Source organism: Wolbachia endosymbiont (group B) of Horisme vitalbata (assembly GCF_964028625.1).
In the GTDB taxonomy this organism is placed as follows: Bacteria; Pseudomonadota; Alphaproteobacteria; order Rickettsiales; family Anaplasmataceae; genus Wolbachia.
The window spans coordinates 872688-887325 of the sequence record NZ_OZ034797.1; the positions used below are offsets into that span (position 1 = coordinate 872688).

Genomic DNA, 14638 nt, shown 5'->3' on the forward strand with positions numbered 1-14638 from the left:
TTACCCACAAATATAAAGTTCGTGAGCAAGTCGCCATCCTTCTGCTAGATCAAAGAGACGTCTCCATCCTTTCCAAATAGTAATGGGTCCTGGTTCTAGATCATTTTTTCTAGCCAAATGTCCTCCAAGTTGAGCAACCCATGAAACAGCTTCTTTTATAGTAGGAGTTGCATTTGAACATGGTTTTCTATGTATTTTTACATATAGAACTTTCCATTCTTCTTCGGCTAATAAGGTAGTACACGGTAATGTTGGATCAGTTCTTGCAATTGTTGTAATAAAGAAAATTCTCCAAGCAATAATACTCATTACTGTTAAATATCGCATCAACCTTTCTGCTGTTCCAAGCCTACATTCTTCAACTTTGAGACCAGATTTTAAAATTTTATGTAATATTTCTATTTTCCATCTAAGACAATACCACCTAACTTTTTCAACAGCTTCATCAAAGGTATTGACTGGAAGATTTGTTAAAAGCATCCACTCTAGCGGACTTGTTTCAGAAGGAAAGTCTTTTTCAACAACGTAAACTGCATAGTGTGGTAATTTAAGTAATTCTTCTTTCTTATGCCTAATACTATTCTTAGATGGATGCATAATAAACTTTCCGAATCTAACTTCCAAATGTGCTGTTCTTTTTGGCTTATTATCTTTTGCAGGAACTTCAACTTTTACCGTACCTGCACAATGAGAGGATTTAATAAATTCCCATAACTTCTGCTCACCTTTTTCAGGATATCGAGATTTTCTATTTACTGCCCTATCTTTGGAAGCTCTAACTAACACTGCCGAATTAAGATTATGTGCAAGCTCAAAAAACTCATATATATCTGCTTCTCTATCGCATATAGTTATAGTCTCAGTTTGAGTTGAATCAATAATGTTGTTTGTGTTGCTTAAAGTTTCTAACCATTTTATACTCTCTTTATCTTCAATGCGGATACTGTCATTGTTCTTTTTTTTTATGTTTTCAGATTCTTCAGGTCTTGAATAAATTTTTTGATCTAGTATCCCTAGTACCAAACCTTCTATACTAACAGCTAGAGCTGTATGCATTATAATACCTTGACTATGTTTTCTTGTAATAACTCCCAATCCACTTGTTTTTTCATGGTCTGTGTATGAAATATAACTTGTATCTTGGATCACAAAAATTTTTTTATGGGCTTTTGTTCTTTCAACTGTTTTAGCAACGTGTGAAGCTAGAATATCGCCTTCTTTCACGTTCTCATTTTGAAAAAAACGATATGCTGCTTTTGCTTCTGACCAACTTCCACACGCCTGATTGATTGAGCTTTCAGGTAAACTTGTAAAACTATCAGCAATATTTACTAATCGGTCAGTTAACCTTTTATCTCCAAGTACAGCATCTCCAAATTCATTTTCAGCCCATTCATTATTCCTGTTTGCCATTTTTTACCCTCAATGTTTGCAAACTTTAATGTTGTAATACTTTATTTTTATGTCCATTTATATTTGTGGGTAATAGTAAGGGCGTAATTGCTATTGGATCCCTATCACTTTTAATATTCAGTATAATCATGCCCAGTGCTTACTACTTAGTAACGCTGTCTATGGCTATTTTTTGTATTGGCTGTGGAATTTGTCAAGCAGTCATTTTCAATGCATCATTAAATATTTTCCCTGAAATGAAAGGCACAACTTCTTCTGCAATTTCATTTATTAGAGCTTCTATCATGGCTATTTTTATCGGCTTAACAAGCTACGTTTACGATGGTCAAGCAACCAGTGTAGCTATTCTTGTTTTTTTTGCAGTAGTTCTAATTTACTGTCTATTTATTGTTTTCAAGATCTGGAAAAATCTATAATCACCATATAGATCCTTCTCATTTCTAGTTATTGCGGTAATATGTATTGTAACTTTGCCAGCTGCTCTAGATGTATCTCTTCCAAATCACCTAATCTATATTAGTTAAAGAGTATTATCTTGCTCATGCGTCTAAAGTTTGAGAGCCAAATTTCAACAATCCAATCAAATTCTAACTTTCTTTAAAATACTGTTTCTTGCTGTTTTTATACCCTAAAAAATTTAGCTTACTTTTGCGCTAGTTCGTTCAAATAGCATTAGTACGATTTACTTTTTTTGGGATGTAGAGATTTTCTAGGGATTGTCTTCTTGAGTTCTATAGTATTTTGTTCAACATTGAAACGAGAGTCCCGTTTCAAGCATTGAAGTGACGAATCAAGAGCTGCTTTTATCCCATCCCTATCAACTATTTGAGTAGTTGACAATGGAATCCAGTTATTTTCGTTTATACTAATCAATACATCAAATTCTATGCTATTATTGTGTTGTTTGACGTTGCTGGCTCTAATCTTATCATTCCCAAACCCAAACGTTATAGAATTATTCTCATCATAATTGACGCTTGCAGAATCAGGTAAAACCGCAAAATCCGCGTTGTTTACAAATCGAGAAAATGCATTTTTGATTTCGTTAAATGTACCGTAATGGTCTATATGGTCGTCATTAATACTTGTTACAACAGCAATATTTGCAGGAATTTTTAACATAGTTCCATCAGACTCATCAGCCTCGATTAAAAAAATGTCACTCTTGCCAAGTTTTGAATTACTCTGATAGGAGTTTAATACTCCTCCCACAATTACAGTAGCATCAGTACCAGAATGATCAAAAATGGAAGCAATCATAGCTGTTGTTGTTGTCTTGCCACTTGAACCAGAAACCGCTATCACATATTTACCTTTCATAATTTTAGCCAGCATGTCTGACCTATGCAAAACTGTTTTATTGTTATTTCTTGCTGCAACTAGCTCCACATTATCAGGTTTTATTGCGGAAGAATGTACAACTATTTGAGCTTGTCTAATACTACTTGCATCGTGACCAATATAGACCTCTATACCTAATTTTTGTAACCTATCTATATTGTCGTTTGATCGCGTATCACTGCCTTGAATTTTATAACTGGAATTATGAAGAATTTCAGCAATTGCGCTCATTCCAATTCCACCTATACCGATTATATGTATTACTTCTTTTTTAGGGTTCTGTCGCATTTGTAGGGAAGTAGAAAGAAGAATGATATAATTGTCTAAAAAAAAAAGCAAAGATGTTTCGTATCAATCAAAAATTGTTGCCATATTTCAAAGGATTTAGCTTTTCAGCGGATGTTATCTGTATACATGAAATGTCGATTCTCTTTGAGCTATCGAGATTTGGAAGAAATGATGAGTATAAGGGGAGCAAAATGCTACGTTACAAAGGTGGGTTATCACCACTGATAGATGAGGCAGTAAGGAAAAGAAAGAAGCAGGTTGGTAGTAGTTGGAGAGACTTACATTAAATTAAACGGTAAATGGGTTTATTTATATACTGTAGACTTGTGTGTTAGTAGAGACAAGTCTGCAGCACTTGCATTCTTTCGTAAAGCCTTCAGGAGTAACTATCTTCCTGAGAAAATTGTAATTGATAAAAGCGGCAGTAATACTGCTGCTCTTGATGATTTGAATGCAGAAATTTCTGAAGATTACAGTTCTTCAAATAAAATATCTAAATAATATTGTTGATAGATTTATCAAAAAACTAATAAAGCCAATGCTTGGGTTTAAAAGCTTCCATTCCGCAAAGATTACCATCACAGGCATAGAAAATATTCGTATGATTAAAAAAAAGACAAATTATTAAAATAATGTTTCTACTTTTGAGAATTTTGCTATGTTAATAACTCCTATAATCTCAGCTTTTTTCCTATGGTTTATAGATGCGACAGAACCATATAATATAACCAGTGTATTAGGTTACTATGTAAAAATGATTAACATAGAAGCTTTATCATCAAAATATTATTTACTTATTAGTTTAAAATACGTCACAATATAAAAATGAAAAATAGCCGATTAGCGGTAGTATTCGATTGGGATAATACCTTAGTTGATACTCAAGATAATATTTCTAATGCCATTAAGCATACTTTAGATTTGATGGGATCTGGCAGTAAAGTTGTTGATAGAAATTCTCATGAATCAAGAAAGAGCTACATGGTCAATTTGTTTGGTGATCAGTGGAAAAAAGCGAATCAGATATATCAAAAATACCTAGATAATGCATTGTTACAAAATATTACTCTGAATGAAGGAGTAGAGAAAATGCTGCAGACACTGAAAAGCCACAATATTTACCTAGCGATAGTTAGCAATAAGAAAAATACTAATTTACGTCAAGAAGTTGCCTACTTTAAACTAGATTCTTACTTTGAAAGAATAGTTGGATCATGTGATACTGCAGAAGATAAACCATCTGCAACTCCACTGCTATTTGCACTAGAGGAGAGTACGCTACCTGTAAATAGAGAAAATGTGTTTTTTGTTGGTGACAGCATCACAGATATTCTATGTGCACAAAATGCAAATTGCTTACCTATTGTATACGGACAATCAATAAGAGGTTATGAAGATTTGTTATATTTTCAACATTTTAATAAACTTACAGAATTCATAGTAAAGTATTTGAAAGATAGGTGGTAATGACAGAGATCGCTAGTGTACACAGGCGCTTTTGCGCATATTTAATAGATGTAGCAATTTTATTAATTCCAACCTTACTAATTGTGTTGTCATTAGGGGATTTTCCATTAATTTTACACCTGTCATACATGTGTATAAATTGTGGATACTTTACATATTTTATATCTTCAACAGCTCAAGCAACTCCTGGTCAACAGTTAATGAATATATATACTATCACTTTAGATAGTTCTAAAATAGGTTTGAGCTTAGCATTTGATCGCACTATCTCTCAGTTTTTCCTTCCTATGCTAAATAATTCAATTATCACCTTTATCAAACTTTTTCAAACATCAGTAAATGCTTTAAGTACACTAGAAGTGATTATAGTGATGCTTACCTTCAGTTGGTATTTAGTTGCTTGCTTCTCTCAGAGGAAACAGGCATTTCATGATGTGCTATTTGATACGATTGTTGTGAGAAAAATGAATTGATGTTGCCTTGATTGTTATGTAGATTACATTGGTATATTAGCTAAAGAAAGGTTATGAATAAAGAAATAGTAGAACATTTAAATAAATTACTTACAAATGAGCTGACTTCTGTACGCCAGTATCTTTTGCATTCTGCGATTCTTAAAAATAGCGGAATTAATAAACTTGCAGAAAAGATGAAAAACGAGCTTAATGAAGAACTTGAGCATGCAAATAGGTTGGCAGAAAGAATTTTACTGCTTAAGGGCATGCCAAATTTTCAAGATACAAATAAAATCTCAAAGTATGAAGGAAAGTTCACAAAAGATACAATGCAGAAAATCTTAGAAGATAATTCTAACTTAGAAGAAGAAGGTATTAAGGGCATCAAAGAGGCAATTTCCGTTGCTGAAAAAGAAAAGGATTTCGTGAGTGTAATGTTATTAGAAGGACTACTGAAAAATGAGGAAGAGCACTTACATTGGATCAAAGAACAGATTGACCTTATTGAGCTTATGGGTATTGAAAATTACTTGAGAACACAAATATAGAGTGTTAAGAAAAACAGTATTTATTTTCATTATACCTTTTTTACTTCTTTTTTCACTCGGGTTATGGCAGTTATTTAGATTGAGCTGGAAGAATAATATTATCAAAAATATGGATCTTCCAGTTATTCATCTACTGCCTAGTGATAATCTTTCAAAGTTTAACTACAGAAACGTTAAAATCGACGGAATTTTAAGTGATATAGAACTATATGTTTTCGCAGGTCAACGTGGCTATCATGTGCTGTCTCCTATGTTGCTTATCAATGGACATTACATGTTAATAAATAAAGGAATAGTCAGAGAAAAAAAAGAAGAAAAAGCAAAAATTGAAAAAGTAGCTGCTGATGGCGTTTTGTATTGTGATGGTAGCAAAAATTGGTTTATCAAAAATGATATTGCTTCAAATACGTGGTTTACCTTAAGTACAGAAGAAATCTCCAATGATCTAGGTATTAAGCTAGAGAAATGTATATTGTGGCAAGATAATTTTGGTGGCAAATTGACTATACAGCCAATAAAGCATCTTGAATACGCAATTACTTGGTTTGCACTTTCCTTGATTTGGCTCATTATGTGCGTATTTTACTATAGGCAAAATATATATAAGTCGTAGAGATACAGTGTGGAAAAAGAAAAGCTACAAATAGAAAAAATGCAACAAAGTGGAAGAAAATACTTATTACAAGGGTTAGTGATATGTCAGTGTTGCAAATCCGTTTATTATGGAATGAGTAATGCTAAGGGAGGAAGAAGTTACTATCGTTGTCCTGGAAAACGTTTTGGTGAATGTAACAGCAAATCAATACGCGCAGATATACTAGAAGGGGTAGTATGGGAAGAAGTGAAGATGTTAAGAGGGCATATAACGAAGGAAAAGTGTGATTTATCAGAGGTAGATTGGGAGACTAAATTTAATATAATTAGAAAGTTAGTTCAGCGTATTGAAATTGATGATGATAATGTACATATGGTGTTTCGATTAAAAGAACTCGCTCTCGAAAGACAAAAAGAAGATATTCAACCTTGTACCAGAATTATAAAGAATGTAGTGCTATCAAATGCAATAGGAATGCATAAAGTTAGCAATGCCCTGGCTGCAATATCAGTTGCAGTGAAACTTGGAATTAGTGATGAAGAGATTAAAAAAGGTCTTTTGGAATTTAAAGGAGTAGCAAGGAGATTTTCTTTAATTGCCGATATTAAAGGTGTTAAGTTAATTGAGGATTATGCTCACCACCCAAATGAAATACAGGCAACCCTGGCAGCAGCACGTTCGATTGCTAAAAGAAAGGTAACAGGAATTATCGAGCCGCTTCGTTTTGCTCGTGTTCGTAATTTTTTTGATGAGTTCGTACGAATTTTCATGATGTTTGATTATGTAATTCTTACTCCTGTCCATCCTCCAGAAGATAAGCCTATTCCTGGCTGTGGAATTGATGATATACAAAAAGCCTTGATCAGTAATGGGTTTAATGATGTGAAGATTATGAATGATGCTTTACTCATTTCACATTTTATTAGTAATTCGACAAGTTCAGGAGATGTAGTATTATTTATTGGTGCTGGTAGTAATATAGCTAAACTAGCAAGAGAAGCTGCAAAGCTGCTGCTAGTAAAATAAACTTAAGCATTGGTGATTTATATGATAAAATTGTGTAGTAAAACTGGATCCCAGTGTCTAGGCAAACAACTGTACAGACATTGTGATATGGGGATAGCTTCCATTAAGAATGGTGTCATCCCAGTGCCCAGACACTGGGATCCAGAAAACTTAACTTTAAATAAGTGGCTGTATAATAAAAACTGGATTCCAGTGTCAAGCACTGACCATCCGCTACTCAAATTACCTGTATATTGCAATGTTCGTACACTGAAATGTTACAGCGCTGGGGTGACATTTCCCGAACGTGAACACAATTGTGAATCTAGTGGAGGTTTAGCATGATGAAAAAGACGATCAGCAGTGTATTTGCAAGAGAAATTTTAGATAGCAGGGGTTACCCAACAATTGAGGTAGAAATAGAACTATGTGATGGAGCAACAGGTAGAGCGGCTGTCCCTTCTGGGGCTTCGACCGGTAAACTAGAAGCATTGGAGCTGAGAGATCAAGATGAAAAAAGGTATTGTGGTAAAGGAGTGCTGAAAGCTGTTCAATCTGTGAGTGAAGTGATAGCAAATAAAATCATTGGCATGGATGCAGCAAACCAGAGTGCAATTGATAAAGTTTTAATTGAACTAGATGGAACAAAAAATAAATCTAAACTTGGAGCAAATGCAACTTTGGGTGTGTCTCTTGCTGTTGCAAAAGCAGCAGCAAACAGTTTCAAAACACCGTTATATAAATATTTGGGCGTAGGGGAGAAGCAGATGCCAGTTCCGCTAATTAACGTCATTAATGGTGGAGTACATGCGGATAATAAACTCGATTTTCAAGAATTTATGATTCTTCCTGTTGGTGCTGAAACTTTCAGTGAAGCAATAAGAATATCTGCAGAGGTATTTCATAACTTGCGCAGCATTCTTAAGAAAAAAGGTTATAGTACAAACGTAGGAGATGAAGGTGGTTTTGCACCAAACATTGGAAGCACTGAAGAAGCTCTTAATTTGATAATTCAGGCTGTTGAATCTGCCGGTTATTCGATGAAAAATCACTTTGCACTGGGTCTTGATGTTGCTGCATCTACTTTTTATGAAGATGGAGTTTATAAATTTGAAAACAGAGAACTCACTTCAGAGGAATTGGTTCAGTATTATTTTGACCTTGTAGGCAAATATCCAATAATTTCTATAGAAGATGCAATGAATGAAGACGACTATGAAGGTTGGAAATTACTTACTGTAAAACTTGGGAATAAAGTTCAATTGGTTGGAGATGATTTATTTGTTACAAATTGTGAACTAATAAGTAAAGGAATAGAGGAGAAAATGGCAAATGCTGTACTAATCAAGCCAAACCAGATAGGAACACTTACGGAAACTTTTGCTGCTATTGAAATGGCAAAATTAAATGGCTACAGGGCTATTATTTCTCACCGCTCAGGTGAAACAGAAGACACAACGATATCCCACATATCAGTTGCGTCGAATTGTGGGCAAATAAAGACTGGCTCGCTGTCGCGTTCTGATAGGCTTGCAAAGTATAATGAATTGATGAGAATAGAAAGTTCATTAGGAGAAAATGCTAAATATTATCGTGAGTTGGCATGGATTTCATAGACGAAGTTAAATTATATTTAAAAGCAGGTGATGGTGGCGATGGTTGCGCGAGTTTTCGTCGAGAAAAATTCGTTGAATTTGGTGGTCCAAACGGTGGTAATGGTGGCAGGGGAGGAGACATAATTTTCATCAGTGATGCAAATCTCAACACTTTGCTTAATTTTCGTTGTCGAAGACACATTAAAGCGAGTAATGGAAAAAGTGGTACGAGTAGAGATAGATCTGGCACAGCAGGAAAAGATATTATACTTAAAGTTCCAGTTGGTACACAAATAATCGATGAAGAAAGTGAGGAAGTGATAGTAGATCTTGATAAACCCGACATCGAATTTCAAGTAGTGCAAGGTGGAAAAGGTGGACTTGGGAATACCAATTTTAAATCTGCTACCAATAGGGCACCAAGACATTTTACCCATGGTCAGCCTGGTGAGGAAAGAAACATAGTATTGAAGCTAAAAGTTTTATCTGATGTTGGCATTATTGGTATGCCAAATGTAGGTAAATCTAAATTTTTAACCCGCTGCTCGAATTCTGATACGAAAGTAGGCGATTATGAATTTACTACTATAAGACCACATTTAGGTGTAGCAAAAGTGGATTATAGCGAAATTGTAATAGCAGATATTCCTGGAATAATCGCTGATGCTCATCTTGGAGTTGGGCTCGGACACAAATTTTTAAAGCACATAGAAAGGTGCAAAATTTTACTGCATTTAATTGATGTAACGCGCGATGACGTTATCTCAGCTTATAATTGTACACATAATGAACTGAAGCTTTACAATAGCGACCTTATTAAGAAGGAAGAAACTGTTGTGTTAAACAAATGCGACTTATTGGAAGAAACAGAAATTCTTGAGAAGAAGAATCATTTAGCCAATTATCTTGATAGAGAAGTACTGTGCTTATCAATCGACGATGATTTACAGCCCATTCTGAGGTTATTGAGTGAGAAAATGAAAAAAAGCGACCCTAAAAAAATTGATGTGTATGATCCTTTTAAGACATGAATTTTTTATTTAACAGTTGGTCACTTAAGGTAAATCCGATTCTTTCAGTATATTAAACACTGCAATTGACCTTGATCCCATCTTTAGCTATATTCACATTTGTAGGTGTCAATTCTTGGCTTGGGTAGCTTTGAATTTTCTTTAAGAACTTCGTATTGTCAATAAAAGCAACATCATTATGAGACCACATTTTTTTATGATCGAACATTCTTTTATTTAGAACTGCTACTAATTCACTTAGTGTAAGGTTAAATCTAATACCATCATTAGGGTCAAAAAATGTAAAATCATTGTTTCCATTCTTTCTTATTAACATAGAATGACCGTGAAATTGAGTTGTTGTTCTTTTAAAAGTGCAGAACTTGATATAATTTCCGGAACCAATACTATTAATATCTTTTTCAAGTATTTCTTTTTTTATACAATAAGACCCACTACTACTATTATAATTGATTATTTTTAGTTGATTAGGATATGTTAATATATTACAAGGATAAATTCCAAATAAAAATGCCAATGTTTTTTCGATTAAAGATGAGGTTTTTAATATGTGTGAATGTACTGTGTGTGTTTCTAGCTCACTGAGAATGTTTTCATATCTACTTTTTTCTGTAAGTTCTTGTGATGAGCCTATATCAAGTAGTAAATCGTGTTCAGTAACATAATTGCAAAGTATATCACATAACCCATCGAACTCTTTTTGAATTTTTGCAGTTAGGGGATATTTATAGTTAGAGGTTACATTTATTATGTCACCTTGTGAGAATTTTATATCTACTTTCTTTACATAGAGATTGTTTATATCAAGCACATTTCCCAATCTGTTAATGTTGTTTCTAATAGCATAATACATTGAAAAAATACCAACCACAGCAGATAATAGAGCAACAACACATAGAATAATGATTGTAGGTAACGTTAAACTTAAGGCAATCATGGGCATTACTGATGCTATGAAAGCTACACCAGCTATTGTTGAAATAACCAGAAGATTAGTATTACTTTTGTTAAAGATCTCTCTACTTTTCTTCATAAGAAGAAGATTTTAATACTAAGAACTAATTTATTATACTATATGTAGTAGTAAATATCAATAGAAATATTATTAATAAATCAAATTCTTTTATATAAGAAATAGGACTAGACGCTTAAAAAGCTTTTATCAAAAGCATTTGTGCTATAGAAACCTTATGTCTATTTTATTGCTAATTAAAATATATACAGCTGCAAAAAGAGCCAAATTTACCCTCATCGTAGAAAAGATTCAGAAAAAATGTAACGCACATACGACAGAGATTAAGCATATGTGTGCACCCATTTGCGCTGAAGAAGATACGCTACATTCTTTACTGAGTTTGATTATTTGATAAAAAAGTCTGCAGACGAAGATAGATTTTGAGCTCTAAAAATACCTCTACTGTGAGTATACTAAGATTAGATAAATAGGCGAAGTAATTTTTATATTAGTTTTTTAGTTGCCAATCAATTTGGAGTTCAATAACTTGACATTTATTCAATACTACTGTATAATAAGCATGTGTATTTTTTATACACTATGGCAATAAAATTACCTTGTAATAGGTGTATTGGACCCGAGGGCAGTACTCGGCGCCTCCACCATATTTTTTGATTGATACGGGGGCGAGTAAGGATCGACATGCATAGTAAAGATGGTAGCTTTGCTCGGTTAGATACCACCGCTAAGAGTTCACAATTTAGATGCAAACGATAACTTTGCTGCTGAAGACAATGTTGCATTAGCTGCTTAATTTAGGCACTATAACTTCATTGCTATAAGCACGGTTTAGGGAACGCCGGGTAACAGAAGTTCCCCCAAACATGTAAGGGTTATATGGATAAAACAGATTATCAGAAGTCGATTAGTTATGCTAAATTTCAAGTTATCAAAAAGGCTTTGAATACTATATTAGATAATGTTTTTACTCCTCACTTAGAGATACTGTTTTTTACGCGCTTTAATGGTGTTGTCATACCAGACTACTTGAAAGAATCATACCCTACTCAAATGCTTATTATATTACAGCATCAATTTTTTGGTCTAAAAGTTCTTGAAGATAAGTTTAGCGTCAGTTTGAGCTTTCGTGGAAAACAAGAACAAGTCACTGTACCGTTTTTTGCTATTAGTGAGTTTCATGATAAAATTTCAGGAGATACTTTAGTATTTAGCGTTGATTATGATAAAGAATATGAAAGTGAGAAATGTGCTGAAAAGTCATCAAATGGTAGTATTATATCTATAGATCAACTTTACGATAAGTAGTTACTTCATTTTATAAATAAAAAATATTGTATCTGTTCAGGATATCGACAAGACCATAGAGTAAAAGTGAGTTTATAACAAATGGTATCATTTGAGTAGCTGACATTGGCTTTCACATAAAAAACGTTGTAAAGCGCTTTCATGTTTACCAACGGTTCTGTCGCATCTATAAACCATAGGAAAGAAGATCATTAAAGGTGGGATTATAGGAGTTATTAACATAGCAAAATTCTCAAAAGTAGAAACATTATTTTAATAATTTGTCTTTTTTGAATCATACGAATATTTTCTATGCCTGTGATGGTAATCTTTGCGGAATGGAAGCTTTTAAACCCAAGCATTTGCTTTATTAGTTTTTTGATAAATCTATCAACAATATTATTTAGATATTTTATTTGAAGAACTATAATCTTCAGAAATTTCTGCATTCAAATCATCAAGAGCAGCAGTATTACTGCCGCTTTTATCAATTACAATTTTCTCAGGAAGATAGTTACTCCTGAAGGCTTTACGAAAAAATGCAAGTGCTGCAGACTTGTCTCTACTAACACACAAGTCTACAGTATATAAATAAACCCATTTACCGTTTAATTTAATGTAAGTCTCTCCAACTACTACCAACCTGCTTCTTTCTTTTCCTTACTGCCTCATCTATCAGTGGTGATAACCCACCTTTGTAACGTAGCATTTTGCTCCCCTTATACTCATCATTTCTTCCAAATCTCGATAGCTCAAAGAGAATCGACATTTCATGTATACAGATAACATCCGCTGAAAAGCTAAATCCTTTGAAATATGGCAACAATTTTTGATTGATACGAAACATCTTTGCTTTTTTTTTAGACAATTATATCATTCTTCTTTCTACTTCCCTACAAATGCGACAGAACCCTTTGTAGTACTCTCTCAATTTCTTCTGTAAGTTTTTTACCATTATTCATAAAATATACTCCTCGTTAATAACAAATTGTTTTTAATTATTTACTGCTGTTTTTTATCAGCATTGGCATAAGGCCATAGCTTTCGAGTGAAGTCAAATCAATTTTTCAATCTTTTTTACTTATTTTTTCATCAAGAAATTAAGATATTAACAGATGCTTATTTTATCTAATTGAAAATTAATTCTTTATGTAAAAGAAGTTGTTACTATTTTAGAAATAACATCAGTAGAAAAACCTAACTTGAGTAAATTATTTGCAACTTTCATTTCCTCTACTTTATCAATCTTCTCTTTGTAAATTTGCTTTCTTTGCAATAAAAATTCTACCCATATATTCAGTTCATCTAGTGATTCTTGATTATCAATTTTTCTATATTCTCTTGCCCAACTTAATAATTCATTTTCTGCTTCACCATCTTTGCAATCATTTTCTTTATATTCCTTTATCAAATCTTCAACATCCACTGATAATTCTCTTGCTATTTCCCATAACCTTTCACTTAAAATCGTAACACTCCCTTGCTCGTAGTGATGTATCTGTGAAGGTCCTATATTAAGCTTTTTTGCTAATTCTTCTTGCGTATAGCCTCTTCCACTTTTTTATCTCTTGTCCTCTGTTTGGCTCTTATCTCTCTTTATCAGCATATTCTTCGGTTGATAAGCGTGTTGCTTGATAGATAATCTCAGTATCAAGCCCTACCTTAACTAGATCCTTTGCAATTTTTATTCTTGCTGCTTTTATATTACTTTCTTCCTCAGTTCGGATAGATTTGGTTAATGCATAAATTGCTTTGCGTCCTTCTATTCTTTTGTATTTTTCTATGAAATTATACATTTCCTGGATCTTAGCTTTGTCAAAACAACTGCTTTCTTTTAGTACTTTTCGCCCAGGAAAGAGATTTCTAATAGGAATTGATAACACCTCTGCTATAACTTTTAGCTTTTCAGTTGAAATGCCACATGTTCCTTGCTCATATCTTAGCAGTGTATGATAGTTTATGCCTGCCTTTTCTGCTAAGTTTTTCAGGGTATATTTTTGTTTTAACCCCCAGCTCCTTACTTTTTGTGCTATCTGGTACCTTATCGAGATGTTTATCATAAATATTATACAGGTTAATACTACCAAATAAAGATATACAAAAGGGATGCTTCTTTCTATGTTTGAATTTTAGTTGAATATTTCTTCACAATTGTGTATAATTATTAATGCTTTTTAAGTGGATTTTCTATGGCTCTCTCAAGATTTTTAGATCCTAAGCTTGATTTAACATTTAAGAAAATTTTTGGTACTGAAAAAAATAAGAATATCCTTATCCACTTTTTGAATGATATTTTGGGGTTTACTGAAATAAATACTATACAAGAAGTTGAATTCCTTAGCACCATTATGGACCCTGAAATTGCCTCTGATAAGCAGAGTATTGTCGATGTTCTGTGCAGAGATTCTACTGGGGCCAGATACGTGATTGAGATGGTGCGACCTGAAAGTCTTCGGTCATATTGTTTAAAAGGAGAGGAATTCATTCAGAAAGAAACTGAAAGGATTCTAAAACTTATTAAACCAGATGTTTTGCCGTCTGAGTCTACGCATCAGTGCGAATCGGGCAACCGGTTGGTGCCAAGCGATGCGGACAATGAACCTCCTCTTGAAAAAGAAGATGCTCAATCGTGAGAGGGGC

Annotated in this window: 14 protein-coding genes, 1 other RNA gene and 3 pseudogenes; 12 read left to right on the plus strand and 6 right to left on the minus strand. The window is 33.5% G+C overall.

Annotated elements, in window-relative coordinates; all coding sequences use genetic code 11:
- Entirely contained in the window at window positions 1–1413 is a 1413-nt protein-coding gene (locus ABWU56_RS04235) for an IS4-like element ISWosp2 family transposase (protein ID WP_264686125.1), read from the minus strand.
- A 672-nt stretch (window positions 1414–2085) separates the two neighbouring features.
- Window positions 2086–3042, minus strand: a complete 957-nt coding sequence (locus ABWU56_RS04240; RefSeq protein WP_264686404.1) for a Mur ligase domain-containing protein — start codon at window positions 3040–3042, stop codon at window positions 2086–2088.
- Window positions 3043–3095: 53 nt separating this feature from the next.
- Here ABWU56_RS04240 and ABWU56_RS04245 point away from each other — a divergent pair.
- The 9 genes and pseudogenes from ABWU56_RS04245 (at window position 3096) to cgtA (ending at window position 9738) form a co-directional block, all read left to right on the plus strand.
- Window positions 3096–3670 (plus strand): annotated as a pseudogene (locus tag ABWU56_RS04245) (IS6 family transposase).
- Window positions 3671–3867: 197 nt separating this feature from the next.
- Complete coding sequence (locus tag ABWU56_RS04250) at window positions 3868–4509, plus strand: HAD family hydrolase (protein ID WP_010401658.1); 642 nt, start codon at window positions 3868–3870, stop codon at window positions 4507–4509.
- On the plus strand, window positions 4509–4982 hold the full coding sequence (locus tag ABWU56_RS04255) for an RDD family protein (protein WP_064085312.1): 474 nt from the start codon (window positions 4509–4511) through the stop codon (window positions 4980–4982). Before ABWU56_RS04250 ends, ABWU56_RS04255 begins: the two co-directional genes overlap by 1 nt.
- A gap of 53 nt (window positions 4983–5035) precedes the next feature.
- Window positions 5036–5512: a bacterioferritin gene (bfr, locus tag ABWU56_RS04260; RefSeq protein ID WP_213863731.1), complete on the plus strand. Its 477-nt coding sequence runs from the start codon at window positions 5036–5038 to the stop codon at window positions 5510–5512.
- A gap of 1 nt (window position 5513) precedes the next feature.
- The gene (locus tag ABWU56_RS04265; RefSeq protein ID WP_052264983.1) at window positions 5514–6125 is read left to right on the plus strand and encodes an SURF1 family protein; all 612 of its coding nucleotides are present in this window, start codon (window positions 5514–5516) and stop codon (window positions 6123–6125) included.
- A 9-nt stretch (window positions 6126–6134) separates the two neighbouring features.
- Entirely contained in the window at window positions 6135–7133 is a 999-nt protein-coding gene (locus tag ABWU56_RS04270) for a glutamate ligase domain-containing protein (RefSeq protein WP_353281112.1), read from the plus strand.
- Between the two features lie 87 nt (window positions 7134–7220).
- Window positions 7221–7457, plus strand: a complete 237-nt coding sequence (locus ABWU56_RS04275; RefSeq protein WP_264682766.1) for a WPE palindromic element domain-containing protein — start codon at window positions 7221–7223, stop codon at window positions 7455–7457.
- On the plus strand, window positions 7454–8728 hold the full coding sequence (eno, locus tag ABWU56_RS04280; RefSeq protein WP_264375597.1) for a phosphopyruvate hydratase: 1275 nt from the start codon (window positions 7454–7456) through the stop codon (window positions 8726–8728). The genes ABWU56_RS04275 and eno overlap by 4 nt, the downstream gene beginning before the upstream one ends.
- Complete coding sequence (gene cgtA / locus ABWU56_RS04285; RefSeq protein ID WP_353281113.1) at window positions 8716–9738, plus strand: Obg family GTPase CgtA; 1023 nt, start codon at window positions 8716–8718, stop codon at window positions 9736–9738. Before eno ends, cgtA begins: the two co-directional genes overlap by 13 nt.
- Before the next feature lie 52 nt (window positions 9739–9790).
- On the opposite strand, the gene ABWU56_RS04290 is transcribed toward cgtA, so the two are convergent.
- Window positions 9791–10771 (minus strand): hypothetical protein, encoded by a 981-nt coding sequence (locus ABWU56_RS04290; RefSeq protein WP_353281114.1) that lies wholly within the window; start codon window positions 10769–10771, stop codon window positions 9791–9793.
- 465 nt (window positions 10772–11236) lie between these two features.
- Between ABWU56_RS04290 and ssrA the strand changes: the two genes are divergently transcribed.
- Window positions 11237–11576: a transfer-messenger RNA gene (ssrA, locus tag ABWU56_RS04295) on the plus strand.
- 14 nt (window positions 11577–11590) lie between these two features.
- A complete protein-coding gene (locus tag ABWU56_RS04300) occupies window positions 11591–12019 on the plus strand; it encodes a ClpXP protease specificity-enhancing factor SspB (RefSeq protein WP_353281115.1) in 429 nt (142 codons plus the stop codon).
- A 207-nt stretch (window positions 12020–12226) separates the two neighbouring features.
- On the opposite strand, the pseudogene ABWU56_RS04305 reads toward ABWU56_RS04300, so the two are convergent.
- The 3 genes and pseudogenes from ABWU56_RS04305 to ABWU56_RS04315 all read right to left on the minus strand — a co-directional run.
- Window positions 12227–12845, minus strand: a pseudogene (locus ABWU56_RS04305) (IS6 family transposase); the annotation flags it as partial.
- 300 nt (window positions 12846–13145) lie between these two features.
- Entirely contained in the window at window positions 13146–13511 is a 366-nt protein-coding gene (locus ABWU56_RS04310) for a transcriptional regulator (protein WP_320109916.1), read from the minus strand.
- Window positions 13512–13584: 73 nt separating this feature from the next.
- Complete coding sequence (locus ABWU56_RS04315) at window positions 13585–14058, minus strand: helix-turn-helix domain-containing protein (protein ID WP_353281116.1); 474 nt, start codon at window positions 14056–14058, stop codon at window positions 13585–13587.
- Window positions 14059–14187: 129 nt separating this feature from the next.
- Here ABWU56_RS04315 and ABWU56_RS04320 point away from each other — a divergent pair.
- Window positions 14188–14433, plus strand: a pseudogene (locus tag ABWU56_RS04320) (PD-(D/E)XK nuclease family transposase); the annotation flags it as partial.
- Window positions 14434–14638 lie beyond the last annotated feature (205 nt).